Source organism: Cellulomonas sp. HZM, from assembly GCF_000708885.1.
Taxonomy (GTDB): domain Bacteria; phylum Actinomycetota; class Actinomycetes; order Actinomycetales; family Cellulomonadaceae; genus Cellulomonas.
This window is the reverse complement of the sequence record NZ_JEOE01000003.1, coordinates 51,557-74,539: the sequence shown is the minus strand read 5'-3', so window position 1 is coordinate 74,539 and position 22,983 is coordinate 51,557. Positions and strand designations below refer to the sequence as shown.

The following is a 22,983-nucleotide window of genomic DNA, read 5'->3' as shown; positions in this document are numbered from 1 at the left end:
TCCGGGGCCGAGGGCTGGTGGTCGGGCGCTCGTCGTGACCTAGCATGGGGCGATGACCCAGGTGCTGCTGGCCGAGGACGACCCTGCGATTGCCGAGCCTTTGGCCCGCGCGCTGGGCCGCGAGGGCTACGACGTGCGTGTGCAGGGGACGGGCCAGGGCGCGATCGACGGCGCGGCAGAGGCCGATCTCGTCGTCCTCGACCTCGGCCTGCCGGACATGGACGGGCTCGACGTCGCTCGCGCGATCCGCAACCAGGGCCTGACCACCCCGGTGCTGGTGCTCACGGCGCGCGCCGACGAGGTGGACCTGGTCGTCGGGCTCGACGCGGGCGCCGACGACTACGTGACCAAGCCGTTCCGCCTCGCGGAGCTGCTCGCCCGGGTGCGTGCGCTGCTGCGCCGCACGGTGGGGGAGCCGACCGACGAGGACGAGCTGCACGCGCAGAACGTGCGCGTCGACGTCGCCGCGCACCGGGCGTTCCAGGGCGAGCGCGAGCTGCACCTGACCGCCAAGGAGTTCGACCTGCTGCGCGTCCTGGTGGGTGCCGCGGGCACTGTCGTCGCCCGCGAGACGCTCATGCGCGAGGTGTGGGACTCCGACCCGACGGGTTCCACGAAGACGCTCGACATGCACGTGTCCTGGCTGCGCCGCAAGCTCGGCGACGACGCGAACGCGCCGCGGTACGTGACCACCGTGCGCGGCATGGGCTTCCGGTTCGAGACCGGCGCCGGCACGGGCGCGACCTCCGACCACCAGCACTAGCCCGTGCGTCGTCGCGTCCTGCAGGCGACCATCGCGGCGGTCACCGTCGCGGTCGTCCTGCTCGGGTTCCCCCTCGCGTTCCTCGGCGCGCAGCTCGTGCGCGAGAACGAGATGCAGTCGCTGCAGTCGCGGGCACAGTCGGTCGCGCGCACGATCGACTTCCGGATCGACCAGGGCATCGACCTCACCGACCGGATGCTCCTGCCCTACACGGGTCCCGAGCCCGACGAGGTCGACGCGTCCGTCGTCGTGCGCACGCCCGACGGCCGTGTGCTCCAGGCGGGCGACCGCATCGCGGGTCGCACGCTCTCGGTGCACGCCACGTCCGGGACCGGCGCCGACGTCATGCTGTACGTCTCGTGGTGGGACGTCTTCTGGCTCAGCGCACGTGTGATCGCACTCGTCGTCGTCGCCGCGGTCGTCGCGTTCGCGGCGGGCATCGCGATGGCGATCTGGCAGGCCAACCGGCTCGCCGCGCCGCTGGTGTACCTCGCGGCGTCGGCCGAGCAGCTCGGGTCCGGGCAGGTGCGTCCCCGGCTCGAGCCGTCCGGCGTCGAGGAGATCGACCTCGTCGCGGCCGAGCTCGCACGCAGCGCCGACCGGATGGCGGCGCGCCTCGCCTCCGAGCGGCAGTTCGCCTCGGACGCGTCCCACCAGCTGCGCACACCCCTCACGGCGCTGTCGATGCGGCTCGAGGAGATCATGCTCGCGACCGACTCCGACGAGGTCCGTGAGGAGGCGCGCATCTCGCTCGAGCAGGTCGAGCGCCTCGTCCGCGTCGTCGACGACCTGCTGCTCTCGTCGCGTCGCAGCGCGGGCGGAACCACCGAGGCGGTGGACCTCATCGAGGTGGTGCACCAGCAGGAGGAGGAGTGGGCGCCCACGTTCGAGGCCGCGGGGCGCCAGCTCGTCGTCGAGGTCGACCCCGCGACGCAGGTGCTCGCGACGCCCGGTGCGCTCGCGCAGGTCGTCGCGACGCTCGTCGAGAACTCGCTCAAGCACGGTGCGGGGACGACGACCGTGCGGTCCCGACCCGGCGGGCCGTCCGGCATGGTCGTCGTCGAGGTGGCCGACGAGGGAGCGGGCGTGCCCGACGAGCTCGCCGGGCGAATCTTCGAGCGCGAGGTGACGTCGGGCAAGGGCACCGGCCTGGGTCTCGCGCTCGCGCGCGACCTCGCCGCGGCCGACGGCGGCCGGCTCGAGCTCGCGCAGCGGCGCCCGGCGGTGTTCGCGCTGTTCCTGTCGGGCGTGCCGGCCTCGCTGCGCCCCGACGTCGTGCTCCCGCTCGGTGCGGTCGTCACGGGGCGGCCGGACCGGCGGAGGCGGTCGTGATCGTCCGGTCCGCGCACGGCGCCGGCCACGCCGGTCGCGTGATCGGCGGTCGACGGTTCGACGAAGCCTGGCTGAACGACGTACGAACTGGGCAATATGTCCTGATCGCGTCCCGTACGGTAGGCGCTCGGACGCGACAGCCCGCGTGCCGTCGCGTCGACAGAGCCGGACAGGAGCCACGTTGTACCGCCTGACACCCTCCACGCAGAGCTACCAGTGGGGGTCGACCACGGCCCTGCAGGACGTCCTGCGGACCGTGCCGGACGGGCACCCCCTCGCGGAGGCGTGGTTCGGGGCGTACCCGAGCGCGCCGTCGTCCGTCGTCGACGGCCCGGCGCTCGACGAGCTCATCGGCCGTGACCCCCTGCACGCCCTGGGCGAAGGCGTCGTGACCCGGTTCGGGGCGCGCCTGCCGTACCTGCTCAAGCTCATCGCGGCTGATGCTCCGCTCTCGCTCCAGGTGCACCCGGACATCGCTCGTGCACGGGCCGGCTTCGAGCGTGAGAACGCCGCGGCGGTGCCCCTCGACGCACCGGACCGCAGCTATCGGGACGACAACCACAAGCCCGAGCTGGTCTACGCGCTGACCCGGCTCGACGCGATGGTCGGCTTCCGGGCGCCGCGGCGCGCGGCCGAGCTGCTCGAGGGACTCGACGTGCCGCTCGCGAAGCAGCTCGCGGACATCCTCGTGTGCGACCCGACGCCGTCGGGCGTGCGGGCCGCGTTCTCGTGGCTGCTCGACGCGCGGACCCGCCCGGCCGCGCCGGACGTCGACGAGTTCGCCGCCGCGTGCGCGCGCCGGCTCGAGGACGGCTCGCCGTCCCCGCGCACGGACCGGACCGTGATGCGGCTCGCCGCGGCGTACCCCGGCGACCCGGGGGCCGTCACGTCGGTGCTGCTCAACCCGGTGACGCTGCACCCCGGCGAGGCGTTGTTCGTGCCCGCGGGCGCGGTCCACGCCTACCTCGGCGGGGTCGCGGTCGAGATCATGGCGAGCTCCGACAACGTGCTGCGCGCGGGCCTCACGGTCAAGCACGTGGACACCGACGAGCTGCTCGCCGCGCTCGACACCGTCGCGGCACCGCCCATCCGCATCGCGCCGGAGCGCGTGTTCACCTCGACCGAGATCTTCTACGCGCCGGTCGACGACTTCGAGCTCTCCGTGACGCGGCTGACCGACGAGGGGACGACGCGCATCCCCGGGCGCGGTCCGCGGGTCATCCTGTGCCTCGAGGGCGAGGTCGAGGTGCACGGCGAGATGGACGGCACGCTCGTGCTCGAGCGCGGGCAGGCGGCGTTCGTGCCCGCGGCCGACGGTCCGCTCACCGCGCGCGGTGACGGTGTCCTCATCCAGGCGGACGTGCCCTGACGGCTCGTCGTCAGACGATCGTCGCGACGGCTTCCTGCGCCGGCCGCGCGGTGAACACCCACGCCTTGTAGCCGAAGTAGCGCAGCAGCGTGCCCACGGCGATGCCGGTGACGGTCCACGCGTTGTCCGAGAGCTGCGACGTCTGGTCGAGCACGTAGCGCGAGAACGCGAGCGTCAGGACGGGGATCGCCGCGCCCAGCAGGTTGATGACGACGAAGACGAACAGCTCGCGCCCCCGGGCGGGAGACGCGTGCGTCGCGAAGGTCCAGTGCCGGTTGCCGATCCACGACACCGCGGTCGCGGCCGCCAGGGACAGGATCTTGGCGGTGATCGGCTTGGCGCCCAGCAGGTGCCCCGGGCCGTAGCAGAGAAGGTTGAACAGGCCGAGGTCGACGACGAAGGCGGCACCGCCGACGGCGAGGAACCGCGCGACCTCGAGCAGCCGCTCGTGCAGCGCCGAGCGGGGTGGCGTCGCACGCTCCTGCTCGTCGGTCTCGTCCACGCGCGCCCCTGCCTCGTGTGCCTGCCCGGCACCTGCCTGGCATCTGCTCGGATCCGCGGGCGAGAGCCGCACGGCTACCGCGAGGATAGCGCCGGTTCCTGGACGGTGTCTGGGCCCCTCCACCGGCTCGACTAGGCTCCGACGACGTGACAGCACCCGTGGTGGCCGTCGTCGGCGGTGGACAGCTCGCTCGCATGATGGCCCCGGCCGCGACCGCGCTCGGGCTGCACCTGCGGGTGCTGGTCGAGAGCCCGACGTCGTCGGCCGCGCAGGTCGTCGTCGACGCGCCTGTGGGCGCCGCCGCGGACCCGGACGCGGTCGCCGCGCTCGCCGTCGGCGCCGACGCGCTGACCTTCGAGCACGAGCACGTGCCGTACGCGCTGCTCGACGAGCTCGCGGCCGCGGGTGTCGCGGTCCGCCCGGGCACCGGTGCCCTCGTGCACGCGCAGGACAAGATCGTGATGCGGCGCCGGCTCACCCAGCTCGGTGCGCCGTGCCCTCCGTGGGCCCCGTTGCGCGATGCCGCAGACCTCGACGCGTTCCTCGCGGAGCACGGCGAGGCCGTGGTCAAGACGTCGCGCGGTGGTTACGACGGCAAGGGCGTACGCGTGGTCCGGTCGACCGACGAGGTCACCGACTGGTTCGCCGCGGCCGACGACGGCGGACCCGCGCTGCTCGCGGAGCAGAAGGTGCCGTTCCGGCGCGAGCTCGCCGTGCTCGTCGCGCGCCGCCCGTCCGGCGAGATGCGCACGTGGGCCGTGGTCGAGTCGATCCAGCGCGACGGGGTGTGCTCGGAGGTGATCGCGCCGGCACCCGAGCTCGACCCGGAGGTCGAGCGGCAGGCGCTCGAGGTCGCGACCCTCGTCGCGCAGGGGCTCGACGTCACGGGCGTGCTCGCGGTCGAGCTGTTCGAGGTCGACGGCGGCGTGCTCGTCAACGAGCTCGCGATGCGTCCGCACAACTCCGGGCACTGGACCATCGACGGCGCCGTGACCAGCCAGTTCGAGCAGCACCTGCGCGCCGTGCTCGACCTCCCGCTCGGCAGCACCGAACCCCGCGCGCGGTGGACCGTGATGGCGAACGTGCTGGGCAGCGCGCTCGACGACCTCACGGACGGCGTGCCGCTCGTCGCGGCGACCGACCCGGGGGCGAAGGTGCAGCTGTACGGCAAGGAGATCAGGCCGGGGCGCAAGCTCGGGCACGTGAACGTCAGCGGCGACGACCTCGACGACGTGCGGGCCCGGGCGCTCGCCGCGGCGGCGATCCTGCGTGGCGAGCACTCTGGTACGACGACGGACGGGGACGCGCGATGAGCGGTGCACTGGTGGGGATCGTCATGGGGTCGGACTCCGACTGGCCCGTGATGGAGGCCGCGGCGCAGGCCCTCGCGGAGTTCGACGTGCCCGTCGAGGTGGACGTCGTCTCGGCGCACCGGCAGCCGGACAAGATGGTCGCGTACGGCCGTGACGCCGCCGGGCGTGGGCTGCGCGCGATCGTGGCAGGCGCCGGGGGAGCGGCGCACCTGCCGGGCATGCTCGCCTCCGTGACGACGCTGCCCGTGATCGGTGTGCCCGTGCCGCTGCGGTACCTCGACGGCATGGACTCGCTGCTGTCGATCGTGCAGATGCCCGCGGGCGTGCCGGTCGCGACGGTGTCGGTGGGTGGCGCGCGCAACGCCGGCCTGCTCGCGGTGCGCATCCTGTCGGCAGGCACCGACGAGCTCGCGGCGCGGCTGCACGGGGCGATGACGGACTTCCAGACCGCGTTGCGCGAGCAGGCGGACGAGAAGGGCGAGCGGCTGCGCTCTCTCTCGTCGGGCCGTCAGGGTCTGGGCTTCCAGGCCTGACCGCCGCGACCGGCACAGCCCACGCGGCTACTCGACGCCGCCGACCTTGCCCGGCTTCAGGTTGCCCTGGGCGATGTCCTCCCAGAACTTCGGGGACTTGTCCGGGTCGAGCTGCACCGTCGAGCCGACGCCGCCAGGACGGTAGTCCAGGCTCGAGATCGGCGGCGTGCCCGTGATGCCGCCGTCACCGTTGGCGGCCCGGAACGCGAGCCCCATCCTGCCCATGTCGACGATGCCCGAGCTCTCGTCGACCGTGAGCGCGGCCGTGCCGGCGTCGATGAGCGCGACCTGCTGCGACGGGTGGAAGGCGAGCGACCTCGGGTCCAGGCTGCCCATGAGCGAGCCGATGAGCTGACGCTGACGCTTGGCACGGCCGATGTCGCCCTCGGGGTCGGACTTGCGCATGCGAGAGAACGCGAGCGCCTTCTTGCCGTTGACGACGTGGCACCCCGCCTTCCACTTCATGTGCGAGTCCTTGTCGTCGACGTCGTGGTCGTAGCACAGGCGCACCCCGCCGACCGCGTCGACGACGTCCTTGACGCCCGCCATGCCGATCTCGGCGTAGTGGTCGACGGTCATGCCCGTGAGCTTCTCGACGGTCTTGACGAGCAGCGGCGCGCCGCCCCAGGCGAACGCGGCGTTGATCTTGTTCTTTCCGTGCCCGGGGATCGCGACGTAGCTGTCCCGGGGGATCGAGATGAGCGCGGTCGGGCCGCTCTTCGGGACGTGCAGCAGCAGGATCGTGTCCGTGCGCGCGCCGAGCGTGCCGTCGTCCTTGACGCCGCCGTCCGCACGCGAGTCGGAGCCCGTGAGCAGGTAGGTGGTCCCGTCGGTGCTCGCGGCGCCCGACAGCGCGTCGGTGTGCTGGACCTTCTTGTTGGCCCACATCACGAGGCCGATCGGCCACGCGAGCGCGGCGACCAGCACGAGAGCGACGACGGCGAGGCCGATCTTGAGCCCGCGTCGGCGCCGACGCGGGGGCGCGGCGTCCTGCGGGTCGCGTGCGGGTGTGCCGGTCCCCGGCGTGCGGGGCGGCTGTCCCGACGGCCGGCCGGCCGGGTGGCCGGGCGCCGAACCGGCGGTGCGGGGTGTGGTCGACCGAGGTGCCGCTCCCTGCGGGGCGACGGGACGTGCGGAGCCGCCAGATCCCGCCGGCGGGGAGTAGGACCGCGGCTGAGCAGGACGCGCGGGCCGGGAGGACGGCGGGACGACGGGCTGGACCTTCGTGGCGTCCACGGCGTCGTCGCCGCCCACGACCACCGGCTGCGCGCCGTCGGCGGGGGGCCGCGACGCCCGAGCCCCGGGCGTGAAGCTCGGGGGAGTCTGGCGGCGCGGCTGGTCCGGGCTCATCGTCACTTCGTCTTCGAGCAGGAGGCCGTCTTGTCGTCGAGCGTGAACGACTCCTTGCCTGCCTGGCGCGTCTGCTGCGGCGTCGGCGTGGACGACGGCTTCGACGTGGACGTGGAGGTCGGCTCGTCGGTCGCGGTGGGCGCCTTGGTCGTCGCGGTCGACGAGGGCTCCGCCTTCGAGCCGTCGATCGGCTTGTCCTCGGCCATGCGCTGCCAGATGGGAGCGGCCTCGGACGTCCACACGACGCGGTTCGGGTCGGACGGGGCCGGAGCCCACGGGATCGTCATGAACGTGATGTTTCCACCCCGGATGTCCCGCATGTTGTAGGCGAGGCCGACCATGTCGGTCAGGGACAGGCCCTTGTCCGTCGTGACGGACGCGCTCGCGGCGCCCAGCAGGTTGAGCAGCTGGCCCGCGTTGGTGAGGACGTTCTTGGCCAGGACGGCCTTGATCATCGCCGCGATGAGCTGCTGCTGGTGGCCGATGCGGTTGATGTCCGAGCCGTCGCCGACGCCCTCGCCCTTGCGGGCGCGGGCGAACCCGAGAGCCGTCTTGCCGTTGAGCGTCTGGTAGCCCGCCTTGAGCGTGAGCTTCGCATCCTTGGAGTGCATGTCGTTGGGGATGCAGATCGGCACGCCCCCGATCGCGTTGACCATCTTCTCGAAGCCCGCGAAGTCCACGACCACCGAGTGGTCGATGCGCACGCCCGTCGTGTGCTCCACGGTCTTCCACGTGCACCCGGCCGCCGAGGCGACGTCACCGCCCTGGTCCCACCCCGTCGCGAACGCCGAGTTGAACATGCCGCGGTACGAGCCCGTGTGCTTGCCGTTGGAGAGCTTGCAGGAGGGGATGTCCACCAGGGAGTCGCGGGGGATCGACACCATGTCGACGCGCGAGCGGTCCGCCGAGATGTGCATGACGATCGCGGTGTCCGACCGCATGCCGCCGACCTTGCCGCCGATCGCGCCGTTCTCGCCGTCACGCTGGTCGGAGCCGAGGACCAGGATGTTGACGTCCTGGCCCGCGTTCGGGTCGCTGGGGTCCGCCGACTTCGTCGGGCGTGCCTCGTCGCCCACCAGCGAGTCGATGTCGACGTGGTCGATGTTGCCGTTGACGCGTGCGTAGACGGCGGCGCCTGAGCCCACGCCGAACGCCAGGAGCGCCACGACGCCGATGGCCACACCTCTCAGTACCCCGTGCGTGTGCGACGGGCGGAGGGAGTGGCGGGCGGTCGTGGCGCGCTCAGGGGCAGCGTGTCGGACTGTCACGGGCTCGATCCTAGGTTTCGCGTGCGGGGCTCGCGCGGACCGACGGGACGGAGCCGGTGGAGGATCTGTGCAGATCAGTTCACGTTCTCGGGCGGACCGGACGGGTTGGTCGCGTGCGCCTGCGCCTGCACCCGCGTCGGCTGCCTCGCCGCGCTCGTGGCTAGGGTGGACGACCGTGACCATCATCGTGACCGGCGGAGCCGGGTACATCGGGGCCCACGTCGTCGACTCGCTCGCCGCAGCGGGCCGCGACGTCCTCGTCGTCGACGACCTGTCCACCTCCACCGCGGACCGCGTCGGCGACCACCCGCTGCACCGGCTCGACCTGGCTGCGCCCGGCGCGGCCGACGAGCTCGCCGGCGTCATGCGGGACGCGCACGCCACCGGTGTGGTGCACCTCGCCGCGAAGAAGCAGGTCGGGGAGTCCGTCGCGAAGCCAGAGTGGTACTACCGGGAGAACGTCGGCGGGCTCGGCACCGTGCTCGAGGCGGCGCGTGCGACGGGCGTGGACCGCCTCGTGTTCTCGTCGTCCGCGGCCGTGTACGGCGAGCCGGACGGCGGAGTGGTCGACGAGGGCACGACGCCCCGGCCGATCAACCCGTACGGGCAGACGAAGCTCGCGGGCGAGTGGATGGCCCGCGCCGCGGCACGCGCCTGGGGCCTGCGGCAGGTCTCGCTGCGCTACTTCAACGTGGCCGGCGCCGGCCGCCCCGAGCTGGGCGACGTCGCGGTGCTCAACCTCATGACGCTCGTGCTGGACCGCCTCGAGCGCGGCGAGCGGCCCGTGCTGTTCGGCGACGACTACCCCACGCCCGACGGCACGTGCGTGCGCGACTACATCCACGTGGCCGACCTCGCCGACGCCCACGTCGCCGCGCTCGACTACCTCGACGGCGACGACCGCGCGCACGACACGTTCGACGTCGGCACCGGCACGGGCGTCTCGGTGGCGCAGATGCTCGCCGCGATCGGCGCGGCCTCCGGGCTGGACGCCACGCCCCAGGTCTCGCCGCGCCGCCCGGGCGACCCGGCGTCGCTCGTCGCGACCGCGTCCCGGATCCGCGAGGAGCTCGGGTGGGCGCCCTCGCGAGGGCTGGAGGACATCGTGTCGAGCGCGTGGACCGCGTGGCGCGTGCAGCGGGACGCGGGGGTGGAGCCGATCCGCGCGGCTGGGTGACGCTCGCCGGTGCGGGACGGGACGATTCCCCCGGGCGACCGGGGGTGTCCTATCCTTTGGCATCGTGCCCCCCGGTCCCCGTCGCCCCGCCGTCGTCGTCTTCGCGACGGTCCGCAACGAGGAGCGTGACCTGCAGGGCGCGGTCGAGGCCGTGCTGCAGCAGGACTACGAGGGACCGCTCGTGCTCGCGCTCGCCGTCGGCCCGTCGCACGACGCGACGGCCGACATCGCTTCCTCGCTCGCCGCAGCCGACCCTCGCGTCCACGTGGTCGAGAACCCCAGCGGCCTCACCCCCCAGGGACTGAACATCGCCGTCCGCGCGGGCGTCGCGGCGCAGCCCACAGCCACGTACCTGATCCGCACCGACGGGCACGCCAAGCTCCCGAGCGACTACGTCCGTGTCGCGGTCGACGTGCTCGAGCGCACCGGCGCGGACAACGTCGGCGGGATGATGGTGCCTGTCGGCGACGGGCCAGTGCAGGAGGCCGTCGCGTTCGCGATGTCCCACCCGATCGGGCTGGGCGGCGGCCGGTTCCACACCGGCGGTGCCGAGGGGCCGGCGGACACCGTGTACCTCGGCTCGTTCCGCCGCGCGACCTTCGAGCGCGCCGGCGGGTACGACGAGCACTGGACGCGCGCGCAGGACTGGGAGCTGAACCTGCGGCTGCGCAACGCCGGTGCGGTGGTGTGGTTCACGCCCCGGATGCGCGTGGAGTACCGGCCGCGGGACTCGTTCCGGGCGCTGGCGAAGCAGTTCTACAAGACCGGGCAGTGGCGGCGCGAGGTGATGCGGCGGTACCCGGAGACGGCGTCAGTGCGGTACCTGGCGCCGCCGGTGGTGGTAGTCGCGATCGTGCTGTCGGCCGTGCTCGCGGTCGTCGGTGTGGTCGTCGGGCCTACCTGGCTCACGGTCGGCCTCGTCGTACCTCTCGCCTACGCGGTCGGCGTGGCGACCGTGTCGATCGTCGTCGGACGGCGACTGAGCTCGTCCGCGCTGTGTCGCCTTCCTGCCGTCATCGGCACCATGCACCTCTCGTGGGGCGCCGGATTTGTTCGCGGGGGCGCCGCGCCGCGCCCTACTACAACTCGATCGTGAGGTCGCACTGTGTCTCCCAAGGTGATGCCGGTCTACGGCACACGCCCAGAAGCCATCAAGATGGCACCGATCGTCGCCGCACTCGAGTCGGACCCGCGGCTCGACTGCACGGTCGTGGTCACCGGTCAGCACCGCGCGATGCTCGACCAGGTGAACGAGGTGTTCGGGATCACACCTGCGCACGACCTCGACATCTTTGCCCACGGCCAGGGGCTCGAGGCCGTGACGAGCCGCACGCTCGAGCGACTGACACCCGTGCTACGCGACGAGCGCCCCGACGTCGTGGTGGTGCAGGGTGACACGACGTCCGCCTTCGCTGCTGGCCTCGCGGCGTTCTACCTCAAGATCCCGGTGGTCCACGTCGAGGCCGGGCTGCGCACGGCGACGATCTGGTCACCGTTCCCCGAGGAGGGCAACCGGCGCCTGCTGTCTCACATCACCTCGCTGCACCTCGCTCCCACCGCGGGCAGCCGTGACAACCTGCTGCGTGAGGGTGTCGACCCGACGACGGTCGTCGTGACGGGGAACTCCGTGATCGACGCCCTTCTCAGCACTGCGAAGGTCGAGCGCCCCGTCGTTGACCCGATCCTCGCCGCGGCCGACCTCGACGGGCGGCGGGTCGTGCTCGTCACGTCGCATCGGCGTGAGTCTTGGGGCGAGCCGATGCGCTCCACAGCACGAGCGCTCGCGCGCCTGGCGACGACTGAGCCCGAGGTCGTGTTCGTCCTGCCGCTGCACGCCAACCCGCTCGTTCGAGAGATCTTCGTCCCGGCGCTCTCGGAATTGCCGAACGTGCTGCTGACGGAGCCGCTCGGGTACACGGACTTCGCGCAGCTGACGGCCCGAAGCACGCTGGTGGTCACCGACTCCGGCGGGGTTCAGGAGGAGGCTCCTTCGCTCGGCAAGCCCGTTCTGGTGCTGCGTGAGGACACCGAACGACCCGAGGCGATCACCGCAGGTACCGCCACGCTGATCGGCACCGACGAAGAGCGAGTCGTGAACGAGGTCGGCAAGCTCTTGCACGACGCGTCGCACTACGCAGCGATGGCCAACGCGGTGAACCCGTACGGTGACGGTCGCGCGGCGGAGCGGAGCGTCGCAGCGATCGCGGCCATGCTCGGGGTGGGAGAACGGCTGGCGGACTTCGCTGGTTGATCGTTGCTCAGGGCACGTCAACTGGTCGGTAGGATGACGCCCGCCTCAGGCGCGGCGGGGGCATGGACGAGGGGAATTTAACGGTGGGAACCAACCTCACGGCGGTCGTGGTCGGCCTCGGCTACATCGGATTGCCGACGGCGGCGATCCTGGCGGCAAACGGCGTCACCGTGCACGGCGTCGACGTTTCGCAGCGCACGGTTGATGCGGTCAATGCGGGCACGGTGCCGTTCGTGGAGCCCGACCTTGCGGGGTACGTCGCGAAGGCTGTCGCCGACGGGCTCCTGGGGGCGAGCACCGAGGTCAAGGCCGCCGACGTGTACATCGTCGCCGTCCCGACGCCTTTCCTCGACGACCGTTCGCCGGACTTGTCCTACATCCGGGCTGCTGCGGGGTCGATCGCCCCGCACCTGGCCTCCGGCGCACTGGTGATCCTCGAGTCGACCTCGCCCCCGGGAGCGACCCGGCAGCTCTACGACTGGCTCATCGAGGCCCGGCCAGACCTCCGCGATACGTCAGGCGAGGCGACGTTCCTCATAGCGCACTGCCCCGAGCGTGTGCTGCCAGGCCGCGTGATGGTCGAGCTCGTCACGAACGATCGCATCGTCGGCGGTCTCACGCCGGCTGCTGCGGAGCGCGCGAAAGAGGTCTATGAGGTGTTCTGCCAGGGGCAGATCCTTCTGACCGACGCCGTGACCGCGGAGATGGCCAAGCTGGTGGAAAACTCGTTCCGGGACGTCAATATTGCGTTCGCCAACGAGTTGTCGCTCATAGCCGACCGCCTTGGGATCGACGTGTGGGAGCTCATCGATCTCGCCAACCATCACCCTCGGGTCAACATCCTCCAGCCAGGCCCAGGCGTCGGCGGTCACTGCATCGCTGTCGACCCCTGGTTCATCGTCGCCGCTGACCCGCAGGACGCGCGCCTGATCCGGACGGCCCGCGAGGTCAACGACGCCAAGCCGCGCTGGGTGGTCGAGCAGGTGGTCGAAGCGGTGGCGACGATCGCCAACCCCGTCATCGCGACCCTCGGTCTGGCCTTCAAGGCCGACATCGACGACATGCGGGAGTCGCCTGCGCGACAGATCGTCGGCCTGGTCGCCGACGCCGTTCCGTCTGGCCGCGTGCTCGCCGTCGAACCTCACGTCGATGCGCTGCCGATCGAGCTGGGAAACCGGCGCAACGTCGAGCTCACTGACTACGACGCAGCGATGGAACAGGCGGACGTCGTCGTCCTTCTCGTGGACCACGTGGTATTCCGGTCGGCTCCCCTACTGGATCCCGGTGTAGTGGTGATCGACACCAAGGGCGCGTGGCGTTGACCGACCGCGTTGGCCCAGAGGCGCAGGGCGGCCCGCACCGATCGGCTGCTCACCTCGACGAACAAGTGACGGAGCAGCACGAACAGATTGCGCGGTTGACGCGGGACCTGGCCAACATGCGCGCTGCATACGAGCGCGTACGTGGCGAGGCGTTCGTGTATCGGCGTTCGCGGGACGAGGGCACCCAGCGGATCGTGCAGCTCCGTGCTGAGGTGCGAGAGGCCAAGCGGCGGGCGAGGAAGCTCTCGCGCGCGCTGGACGAGCAGAAGCGGGCCACGCGTACGGCCAACTCTCGTCTCGCCAAAGAGCGTTCGAAGCGATCCGTGCGGATGGCAAAGGTCGTCACGGAATCGCTGAGGTCTCCGCGAGCGCTCGTGCGCCTGCCCCTGGACCTGGTTCGTGAGGCGCGTCGCCCGAAGCCCCGCCCCCGAAGCGCACGGGCGGCCGCCGAGAAGGCCACGATCGCCCTCACCAAGGCGCAGCCGACGGCGGTCATCGAGACGCTTCGAGCAACCGCACCCGACGTGCTCGAGCAGCGCAGCGTGACGGCGAATGCCAGTGGAGCGGTCCTGCGCGAGTCTCTCGCCTCGGGGGACAGGCTGAGGGTCGCGGCCATCGTCGACGACTTCACGCGCCAGTCGCTGTCGCTCGACTGCTCCCTCCTGGATCTGCATCCCGGCCCGTGGAGGGATGAGATCGAGGGATTTGCGCCGCACCTGCTCTTCGTCGAGTCGGCGTGGCGCGGGGAGGGGGGCTCGTGGCACAACACGATCCCCAGCACCCCGCAGGAACTCGTGGACATTATCGAGTGGTGCTCAGCGCACGGCGTGCCGACGATCTTCTGGAACAAGGAAGATCCCGTCCACTTCGAGTCGTTCCTGCGAACCGCCGCTCAGTTCGACCACGTCTTCACGACCGATGCCGATCGCATCGACCACTACCGTGTGATGCTCGGGCACGACCGCGTGCGCTATCTCGGCTTCGCATGCCAGCCCCGCCTGCAGAATCCGATCGAGACGCGACCTCGTCGCGACGCGCTCGTTTTCGCAGGGGGCTACTACACGCGCTATCGCGAGCGCATGGAGAACCTCGCTGCAATCATCGACGGCGCAGTCGATGTCATGCCGGTGGAGATCTATGACCGGATGCTTGGAACGACCTACGACGAGTACTCGTTTCCCGACAGGTACCAGCACCTCATCGTCGGTACCCTCGACCCGAGCGAGATCGACGTCGCGTACAAGGGGTACCGCTTCGCCCTGAACCTCAACTCGGTGAAGTCGTCGCAGACGATGTTTGCACGGCGCGCGTACGAGTTGTTGTCGTGCGGGACGATCACGATCTCCAACTATGCGCGGGGCCTGCAGCAGGTCTTCGGGGATCTCATCCCGATGAGCGACTCCGCGGCGGGCACGCGAGCCCACCTCGCGGACCTGGTTGCCGACCGCGACCGTGCCGACAAGCTCCGCCTCATGGGGCTGCGCAAGGTGCACGGCGAGCACACCTACGCGGACCGGCTCGCGTACGTCGTCGCGACTGCGGCCGGCACCGAGTACGTACCGCGCGTTCCGGTCATTGCGGTCGTCGTGCCGGTGGGCGACGTGAGCGCAGCGAAGTCTGGATGGGACACCGTCGCGCGTCAGCGCTCGGTCGAAGTCCGTGCCCTGTACCTCACGGACGATGTCGACGCAGCGGCCTGGCTCACGACGCGTGGCGCGGCGGTCGCGTCGCCGTCATCGCTCGAGGGTGTCCGGCTCGCAGAGGTGATGGACGGCGCAGAGTCGATCGCGCTGATCCACTCCGACGACTGGTACGGCGACCACTATCTCGTCGATCTCGCTCACGCGCGGAGCTATACGGATGCGGAGGTCGTCGGCAAGAAGGCGCGCCTGATCTGGAACGGTTCAGGGCTCGAGGAGCATGCGGCGGGCGATGAGTACGTGCCGGCGAGCGGGCTCGCCCCGCGCCGAGCTGCGGTCTCTCGCCGCGGCGCCGAGGCTCTCGACGCGGCGGACTGGGCGAGCTCTGGCCAGTGGGTGCTCGACGGCCTCTCGCAGCTCGCCGTGGGGCGGTTCGACTACATCGAGATGGGCTCGGTGGCGGACACACAGGCCCGCGAGAGCGCCCAGGGCTGGCTTCCGATCGACTGCGGCATCGAGACCCATGAGCTCTACCGTCGGGTCGGCACCCACGTCGGTGCGCACACTGTCCGTGCCGGTGCACGACTGCTCAGGCAGGAGGCTCTTCCGGTCCGGACGGCTGTCGAAGGTGACGAGCTGCAGGCACGGCGAACGAGCTCAGGACTGGTCGTCACGTCGACGCTCGACGAGGACAAGAGCCGCTACCTGTGGTCGACGGAGAGGTACGCACCCGACGAGATCTGGCCTTCCCGGTCCGTCCACCTGGCACCGATCATCGTGGGTGACGCCGACGTGCGGCTTGCCGTGCGCTTCTACGACGCGGCGGGTGCCGTAGTGCGCAGCCAGAGCGTCTCGGGCGAGCATGCCCTGGTCCAGCACATACCCGAGAACGCGGTCGAGCTGGCGTTCGGCTTGAGGATCCTCGGTCCGGGGCGGAGCACGGTGCACCGGGTGTGGCTCGACGACGCGGCGCTGACCTCGCCTCTCCTGTCAGGGACGTCGGACATCCTGGTTCTGAGCGACAACTACCCCGCCTACGGTGCGCTCTATCGCAACGGATTCGTCCACTCGCGCGTGCGGTCCTACCGTGAGGCCGGGGTCGTCGCGGACGTCTTCCGGTTCCGACGTGACGCACCCCTCACGTACGAGGAGTTCGAGGGCGTTCAGGTCGCCACGGGTGCGGCGCGTGCACTACGTCGGCTCTTGTCGAGCGGTTCCTACCGGACAGTGCTCGTGCACTTTCTCAGCCCGGAGATGTGGGAAGTCCTGCGTGTTTTCCAGGACCGCGTGCGCGTGATCGTCTGGGTGCATGGCGCCGAGGTCCAGCCGTGGTGGAGACGTGCGTACAACTACGAGACGCAGGAACAGCTGGAGGCCGCCAAGCCCGCGTCTGACGCCCGTCTCGCATTCTGGCGACGGGTGCTCGAGGAGTTGCACCCGCAGACCCATTTCGTCTTCGTCTCGCGGTACTTCGCGGACGAGGTGGCGCAGGACGTGGACAAACAATTTCCGCCCGGTCAGGTGTCCATCATTCACAACCCGATCGACACGTCGATCTTCACGTATGTCGACAAGGACGCGTCGCAGCGCACGCGCATCCTGTCGATCCGGCCCTACGCCTCGGCGAAGTACGCCAACGACTTGTCCGTGGCTGCGGTCCTCGAGCTCGCTCGGATGCCGTGGTTCAGCGAGCTCGAGTTCCGGTTCGTCGGCGACGGCCCGTTGTTCGACCGGACGCTCGAGCCGTTGCGCCCGTTCTCGAACGTCGTCATCGAGCGAGGGTTCCTCGACCAGCGCCAGATCGCAGCGCTGCACCGCCAGTACGGCGTGTTTCTCGTGCCCACCCGCATGGACGCCCAGGGTGTGTCGAAAGACGAGGCGATGGCTTCCGGACTCGTGCCCGTCAGCAGCGACGTGGCGGCGATCCCTGAGTTCGTCGATGCCAGTGTCGGCTTCCTCGCTCCCTTCGACGACCACGAAGGTCTGGCGGCTGCGATCACCCACCTGTACCTCCACCCCGACGACTTCCTGCGGAAGTCTGCGGCCGCTGCCCAGCGTGCTCGGTCTCAGACCGCCGCCGACATCGTGATCCCGCGTGAGCTCGAGCTGATCGCCGCCAGCGGAACGGTCGCGTCGCCGTCCGCCGTGACGGTGCGCGCGGCAATCCTGGGCAGCTGCGTCACGCGAGACGCGTTCGCGATGTACGCCGACACCACGGGCGACCCGACGGCGTACTTCGCTCGCAGCGCCCTTGCCAGTGCCTTGAGCGAACAGGTGGTGACGGGGGTCGACACCTCGTCGATCGAGTCCGCATTCCAGCGACGGATGGTCGAGCAGGATCTCGAGGGCTCGTTGCGCGACTACCTCGGGACGGGGGATTTCGACGTCCTGGTCTACGACCTCATCGACGAACGGTTCGACCTCTTGATGGTGCCGGGCGGCGGTCTTGCGACGAGGTCCAGCGAGTTCCTGCGGGCGACGACGTCGCTGTCGGCGTCCGCGCGTCGCGTCGGCGCCAGGACGGACGAGTACTTCGTGTTGTGGGAGAAGGGCTGGACGACGCTCGTATCTCGGCTGAGCGGCTGTGGCCGGCTGGACCGGCTGCGGATCAACAAGGTCTACTGGTCGACGGAGACCGAGCTGGGTGACGAGCTCCCCACCGTCTACCCGACGCGCGTGACAGTCGCGGCCAATGAGTTCCTCGAGCGCATGTACGCCCGCATCGCCGAGGACCTCGGCGAGTCGCAGTTCTACACCTATCCCGCGTACAGCTTCGTGGCAGCTGCCGAGCACCGATGGGGCGTGGCGCCGTTCCACTACACGGAGGCGTACTACCGGCAGTTCGTCGAACATCTTGCACGCGAGGTGGCCATCGGGCGCTGACCCGAGGATCTACGGCGCTGGCGCGGTGCGCACGCGCCACGTGCCCGCCCCGTCCGAGGGCATCGCCAGCAGGATGCTGGTCGTGTCGGCCATGACGCCGAACGTCGACCCGGCGACGCTGGAGGTCTCCGGACGGTTCGCGTGCCAGCCGCTCACGACCCTTGCGGTGGCGTGGTCCCAGGTGAGGAGGAGGCCGTTCACCGCGTCGGGGTGAGTCAGGACCGCGGAGCGTCCGTCGGCCTGCGCCAGCCGCGCGGAGACGCCCTCCGCCAGGTGGAGCACAGCGACCGGCTGAGCGGGATCGTTGGCGTCCAGCGAGTGCACGTGGTCGCGCACGGTCAGGTCGAGCGGTTGGAGACCGCCGGTGATCTGGCGGTCGACGCGATATCCCGCGAAGGCGGTGTGGCTGCCGCGGATGACCATGTCGTACTCGTCGCCGGACGCTTCGATGCGTGCTGTTCCAGGCTCGATGCTGTAGTCGGCTCCGGGGACCACGACTGCCGTGTGGGCGAACGGGCCGCGAAGATATGACGGCACGGGCTCGTCGTATGCGTGCGAGAAGAAGCTGGGGTCCACGAACCACTCGACCCCTTGTGAGAACAAGGTCATCGAGAGGTTGTCGCAGTGCTTGTGCGTCGCCGACAACGAGGTGGCGACCACGAACATCGAGGTCCCGTCAGCGCTGTGTGCGGCGACATAGCCGGCGCGGGGCAGTGTGACGACCCCCAGGTCGTCGTCTCGTGGCCGCTCGGCGGTCGCGTCAGCGGGATCCCTCCACGTGTCCCCCACCGCTGGGTGGCGCCCGTCGGCATACTGGAAGGCCCGAGAGAACCGTCGCATCGCCGCGACGGTGCCCGACGCCCGACGGTCCTCCCCGGCGAGTCTGCTGAGGGTGCTCGCACAGGCGAGGAGCCTCTCCATCGCATGGTGGTAGCCGATGGAGTTCTCCACCAGGACCGCATGGTCACCCTCGTGGACGATGAGATGGTCGACCTGGTCCGCCAGCCGCGAGAGCGCGCGTCGAACCAGTCGATCGGCCCCGGCGAGATCGGTCACCAGGCCCGCAGCGAGGAGCGCGAGGTCCTGGAACATCGCGTGGTTGTGGTATCGGTAGTTCTGGTTTCGCACGTAGAACGCTTCGGACTCGAGCAGCAGCGCGTGCCGTCGCACGGCGTCGTCGAGCGTCGCGGCATAGGCCGCTCCGCCGTGCTCGGCGGCGTCGTCTCGGGCCAGGACGAATGCCACCATGCGCTCGGCCGCAGCGTGGTCGTACCAGGCGTAGCGTGGATCGTCGTCGACGGTCTGGTAGCTCTCGGCGAGCCAGGCGCGCACGAGTTCGTGCCCGGCGGCGCGGGCATCGGCCGAGCCTGTCGCTAGACCGTGCGCAAGCAGGCCGGAGGCGGGGACGAGCCCGTGCCACAGGAACCTGGATGTCGGGTCGTCGCCCGGGCCGACCGGTTTCGCACTTCCGGCGTGCCAGACGTGAGTCTCCGGCCCGGCCAGAGACAGTCGGCGATCGCGCAGGAACGCCTCGGCGCGGCTCGCGAGCTGGGTCTGCGCGACATAGTCCGCGAGCGCCGACACCACGGCTCGCGTGACGGAGCGGTGCTCGGCAGTGGCCGAGAGGCGCAGCTCGGGGTCCGCGCGCCACGTGGCTGCCCACGCCACGTCCGCCGTTCCTAGTCCGTCGTCATCTGATCCGCTCACACGGATCTGGACGCTCTGGACCGCCCCGGTGTGAAGGGTGTCCCAGCCGTTCTCAAGCCCGTGCACGAGATCCGTCACGTCCACGGCCACCGAGTCCCAGTGTCCCTGGCGAGGATGGCGGACCTTGACGTGCCGGAATGTGCCGTCGGCCCCCTCCACACCCACCGCGACGTACCGGATGCTTCGCCAGCCCCGCACGCGGTACACGACGGCGTAGCCGGTCGCGTTCGGCACGACGCGCCCGAGATCGATCGAGCGGACCAAGCTGCGCCACGTCGGCTCCTCCGGTCCAGGCGCCTGCTCCGTCGCGTCTGCCGTCATGCTGGCGGGACCGACAATGGAGTCGTTGTGGTCGAGCCGGTCGACGCCTCGGCGCACGACCGCGTCAAGGATCTGTCGCTCCGGGAAATGATGTGCGAGCCACGCCTGCGACGTCTCGAGTCCGAGCACCCCTGGCGCGCCGGTGAGCGCGGGCGCCGAGTCGAGGACGTGTGCCAGCTCCGCACCGCGCCGCAGAGCAGCGACCTGGACCTCGATGTCGTCGACCGAGTCCGACAGGTGCGAGGCTCGCGCGTCGTTGGCGCGGGCGCCTGCGCGAAGCGAGCGCGTGACGCCCGCGCGACGGTGACGGTCGATCTCGGCCGCTGCGCCGCGGCGACGCGCTCGTGACGCGGTCCTCGCTCTCCACGCCCCATGAGCGAAGCACGCCGTGATGCCGTTCACGACAACCAGGGCGGCGAGGAGCGCGTCGTGCGTCTGCGCGACCACCGCAGCTGCACACAGGGCAGCCATCACGAGGATCACGGGCACGATCGCGGCGGACTGCACCCTTCGCACCCGCCCAGCCTCGCGGGTACCGAGGCCGGTCATGGGAGCAGCTTCGGAGCGGCGTCTGTGCGGTGGTGGAGGTCGACCAGGTCCGACTCGATCGTCTCCAGCCGGACTCCGAGGCCGTCGAGGTCGGACGCGACCTGGTCAACCTTCGCACCGAGGTCCTGGGTCGCTTGCGCGAGCCGCGCGCTACGGCGGCGCACGGCGGCGGTGGCACGCATGGACGAGCGATCCCGGATCCAGGACCACCCCGCGAGTGCGAGCGCCGCTGTCGACGTCGCGCTGACCAGTGCGAGCACCAGGTCGCCGCGCACGAGCTCCACCACGACCCCGACTGCTACGACCACGGCCCCAGAAGCAGGAACGAGATAGCGCCGGACCAGAGCTCTGCCGTGGGCTCGGACAGCGGCGGGGAGCGCAGGCATGGTGGGTAGGCTACCGGCCGAGCCGCCGGGCATGGTGTGTGGGACGAGAGCGAGGAGCGCGCGATGACCGCGGCGACGCTGGGGGAGACATCGCTGGCACGGCGTCGCCCGCGGGCCGGGCACTTCCGGCCGGACGTCGAGGGACTTCGCGCGGTAGCCATCGGACTGGTGCTCGCGTACCACGCCGGGCTGCGCTTCGTTCCGGGCGGCTTCGTCGGTGTCGACGTGTTCTTCGTGATCTCGGGGTTCCTCATCACTGGTCTGCTGGTGCGGGAGATCGAACGGTCGGGTCGGTTGTCCCTCGTGTCGTTCTACGCCCGTCGTGCCAAGCGACTGCTCCCGGCGACTGCGGTCGTCCTCGTGGCGACCGGGCTCCTGACCTGGCTGTGGTTGCCGGTCACCCAACGCCAGGTGTTCGGCGGTGACGTCGTCGCTTCCGCGCTGTACGTCGTGAACTGGCGCCTCGCGGCCCGATCGGTCGACTACCTGGCGGAGGGGGTCGTCACGTCCCCCGTCCAGCACTTCTGGTCGCTGGCGGTCGAGGAGCAGTTCTACGTGGTCTGGCCGGTCGTGATCGTGGGCGTCGTCCACCTGGCCCGGCGGCGCGGGGTAAAACTCTCGCACGCACTGTGGATCGGGCTCGGGCTGATCGCCGTGCTGTCGTTCGGCGCATCGGTCCTCCAGACTGCCTCCTCGCCCGAGCAGAGCTTCTTTCTAACGTCGACGAGGCTCTGGGAGCTGGCGGCGGGCGCGGGGGTCGCCCTGGCTGCTCCACGCCTCCGTCGGCTTCCGGTTGTCGGGGGAGGAGCCCTGGTCGTTGCCGGTCTCGGGGGCATCGTCGCCTCGGGGCTCCTCATCGACGCCTCCGCGAGTTGGCCGGGCAGCCTGGCGGCGCTTCCGGTGCTCGGCGCCGCCTCAGTCCTCGCAGGCGGGATCGCCACGGAGGGGACGGGACCGAGCCGGGTGCTGGCGGTCCCGCCTCTCGTGTGGCTCGGCGGGCTGAGCTATTCGCTCTACCTGTGGCACTGGCCACTGCTGGTCGCCGCGCAGGGGGCGTGGGGTGAGCTCGGCGCGAGGCGCGGGATGCTCGTGGTGGCTGCGGCGTTCGTGCCCGCGTGGCTGTGCCACCGCTTCGTCGAGAATCCCATCAGGCACGGTCGGCGGTATTCCGGCCACCCCGGCGCTGTGCTTCGACTCGGTGCTGTCGCGACGATCGTTGGCGTATGCGCCGGGCTCGCCCTGATCATCCCCGATGTGATCGACCGCGAGCGCACGAACCAGCCGGACGCGGACGCCCTGGGCGCTGCCGCGCTGCGCGCCGACCGCTCCGTCGACTGGGCGCTCGTCGACGAGGTCGCGTCGATCACCCCGGCTCCGGCGGCAGCCCCCGACGACGTGCCGGTGATCTACGCCGACGGTTGCCAGGACGCCGCCCGGACGGCGGTGACCTGCACCTACGGTGACCCGGCCAGCTCGTCCGTCATCGCGCTGGTCGGTGACAGCAAGGCCGCCCAGTGGCAGTCCGCCCTGGACCCGATCGCGCGGCGCAACGGGTGGAAGCTCGTGACCGTCCTGAAGTCTTCGTGCGCCTTCGCTGACGGTGCGGTGATCCGTCTCGAGGAGAGATACAGCGACTGCGCGGACTGGAACAAGGACGCCCTGCGCACGGTGCTCGAGATGCGACCCCGCGCGGTCGTGACGAGCCAAGGAGGGTTCCGGGCGCTGAAGGACCCGCTGGACGCCAGGTCCGCCGACACCCCGCAAGCGATGATCGACGGCCTGGCGTCCCGATGGGCAGCACTCGAGGCGGCGGGCATCCCCGTGGTCGCGCTCCTGGGCAACCCGGGGCCGTCTCAGGAGATCTACGAGTGCGTCGCCGAGCACCTCGACAACCTCTCCGCCTGTACCTTCACCGCGCCGGAGCTGGTCGCGGACGTCCAGCGCGAAGCGGCGTCCCGTGTCCCGGGCGTCGAGATCCTCGATCTGAACGACCAGATCTGCCCGTCTGGTGTCTGCCCCCCGGTGATCGGCGACGTGCTCGTGTACCGGCAGGGCTCGCATCTGACGAAGACCTACATCGACTCGCTCGAGCCTGTGCTCGAGCAGCGGCTGCTCTCCTCGTTCGCATCGAGCGAGTGACGCGGCGGCCCCGGATATGGTTCGTCCTGTGTCAGACGAGCGCGCACAGCAGTCGGTGACGCCCTCGTGCACGTCCGACGCGTGGCTCTCGGTGGTTGTCTGGGGGTGGCGGAACCCGGAGGAGCTCGCGCGGGTCATCGGCTCGCTCGGCACGCCGACCTGCGCGGACGGCGTCGAG

The 22,983-nt window shown here is 70.8% G+C and carries 16 protein-coding genes; 11 read left to right on the top strand and 5 right to left on the bottom strand.

Annotation, left to right across the window (positions count from 1 at the left end; translation table 11 throughout):
- The first annotated feature begins 52 nt into the window (after positions 1 to 52).
- The 3 genes from AW16_RS0103100 to manA all read left to right on the top strand — a co-directional run bounded on the left by AW16_RS0103100 (position 53) and on the right by manA (position 3,464).
- The gene (locus tag AW16_RS0103100) at positions 53 to 763 is read left to right on the top strand and encodes a response regulator transcription factor (RefSeq protein WP_029288125.1); all 711 of its coding nucleotides are present in this window, start codon (positions 53 to 55) and stop codon (positions 761 to 763) included.
- Positions 764 to 766: 3 nt separating this feature from the next.
- Entirely contained in the window at positions 767 to 2,095 is a 1,329-nt protein-coding gene (locus AW16_RS0103095) for an ATP-binding protein (RefSeq protein WP_029288123.1), read from the top strand.
- Between the two features lie 181 nt (positions 2,096 to 2,276).
- Positions 2,277 to 3,464: a mannose-6-phosphate isomerase, class I gene (gene manA, locus AW16_RS0103090; protein ID WP_029288120.1), complete on the top strand. Its 1,188-nt coding sequence runs from the start codon at positions 2,277 to 2,279 to the stop codon at positions 3,462 to 3,464.
- 10 nt (positions 3,465 to 3,474) lie between these two features.
- Here the strand turns inward: manA and AW16_RS0103085 are convergent, their stop codons facing one another.
- Positions 3,475 to 3,966 (bottom strand): GtrA family protein, encoded by a 492-nt coding sequence (locus AW16_RS0103085; protein ID WP_051681620.1) that lies wholly within the window; start codon positions 3,964 to 3,966, stop codon positions 3,475 to 3,477.
- 146 nt (positions 3,967 to 4,112) lie between these two features.
- Here AW16_RS0103085 and AW16_RS0103080 point away from each other — a divergent pair, with 146 nt between their 5' ends.
- A complete protein-coding gene (locus tag AW16_RS0103080; RefSeq protein ID WP_029288117.1) occupies positions 4,113 to 5,279 on the top strand; it encodes a 5-(carboxyamino)imidazole ribonucleotide synthase in 1,167 nt (388 codons plus the stop codon).
- Positions 5,276 to 5,812 (top strand): 5-(carboxyamino)imidazole ribonucleotide mutase, encoded by a 537-nt coding sequence (gene purE / locus AW16_RS0103075; RefSeq protein WP_029288115.1) that lies wholly within the window; start codon positions 5,276 to 5,278, stop codon positions 5,810 to 5,812. The genes AW16_RS0103080 and purE overlap by 4 nt, the downstream gene beginning before the upstream one ends.
- Before the next feature lie 27 nt (positions 5,813 to 5,839).
- On the opposite strand, the gene AW16_RS16795 is transcribed toward purE, so the two are convergent.
- Both AW16_RS16795 and AW16_RS0103065 read right to left on the bottom strand, forming a co-directional pair.
- Complete coding sequence (locus AW16_RS16795) at positions 5,840 to 7,162, bottom strand: LCP family protein (RefSeq protein WP_081861440.1); 1,323 nt, start codon at positions 7,160 to 7,162, stop codon at positions 5,840 to 5,842.
- 2 nt (positions 7,163 to 7,164) lie between these two features.
- Entirely contained in the window at positions 7,165 to 8,343 is a 1,179-nt protein-coding gene (locus tag AW16_RS0103065) for an LCP family protein (RefSeq protein ID WP_231495933.1), read from the bottom strand.
- A gap of 262 nt (positions 8,344 to 8,605) precedes the next feature.
- Here AW16_RS0103065 and galE point away from each other — a divergent pair, with 262 nt between their 5' ends.
- From galE to AW16_RS0103040, 5 genes are all read left to right on the top strand, one after another.
- Complete coding sequence (galE, locus tag AW16_RS0103060) at positions 8,606 to 9,607, top strand: UDP-glucose 4-epimerase GalE (RefSeq protein WP_029288110.1); 1,002 nt, start codon at positions 8,606 to 8,608, stop codon at positions 9,605 to 9,607.
- A 64-nt stretch (positions 9,608 to 9,671) separates the two neighbouring features.
- The gene (locus tag AW16_RS0103055; RefSeq protein WP_029288109.1) at positions 9,672 to 10,703 is read left to right on the top strand and encodes a glycosyltransferase family 2 protein; all 1,032 of its coding nucleotides are present in this window, start codon (positions 9,672 to 9,674) and stop codon (positions 10,701 to 10,703) included.
- Positions 10,704 to 10,727: 24 nt separating this feature from the next.
- A complete protein-coding gene (wecB, locus tag AW16_RS0103050; RefSeq protein ID WP_029288107.1) occupies positions 10,728 to 11,858 on the top strand; it encodes a non-hydrolyzing UDP-N-acetylglucosamine 2-epimerase in 1,131 nt (376 codons plus the stop codon).
- 83 nt (positions 11,859 to 11,941) lie between these two features.
- Positions 11,942 to 13,180 carry a UDP-N-acetyl-D-mannosamine dehydrogenase gene (wecC, locus tag AW16_RS0103045; RefSeq protein ID WP_034648095.1) on the top strand — a complete coding sequence of 413 codons (1,239 nt, stop codon included), beginning with the start codon at positions 11,942 to 11,944 and terminating at the stop codon, positions 13,178 to 13,180.
- A complete protein-coding gene (locus AW16_RS0103040) occupies positions 13,171 to 17,703 on the top strand; it encodes a DUF6270 domain-containing protein (RefSeq protein ID WP_156044036.1) in 4,533 nt (1,510 codons plus the stop codon). Before wecC ends, AW16_RS0103040 begins: the two co-directional genes overlap by 10 nt.
- Before the next feature lie 9 nt (positions 17,704 to 17,712).
- Here AW16_RS0103040 and AW16_RS17480 read toward each other — a convergent pair whose 3' ends face one another.
- Positions 17,713 to 19,860, bottom strand: a complete 2,148-nt coding sequence (locus tag AW16_RS17480) for a heparinase II/III family protein (protein WP_156044035.1) — start codon at positions 19,858 to 19,860, stop codon at positions 17,713 to 17,715.
- 416 nt (positions 19,861 to 20,276) lie between these two features.
- A complete protein-coding gene (locus AW16_RS0103030) occupies positions 20,277 to 20,588 on the bottom strand; it encodes a hypothetical protein (protein ID WP_156044034.1) in 312 nt (103 codons plus the stop codon).
- Positions 20,589 to 20,729: 141 nt separating this feature from the next.
- Here AW16_RS0103030 and AW16_RS0103025 point away from each other — a divergent pair, with 141 nt between their 5' ends.
- Positions 20,730 to 22,805, top strand: a complete 2,076-nt coding sequence (locus tag AW16_RS0103025; protein ID WP_156044033.1) for an acyltransferase family protein — start codon at positions 20,730 to 20,732, stop codon at positions 22,803 to 22,805.
- Positions 22,806 to 22,983: the final 178 nt, after the last annotated feature.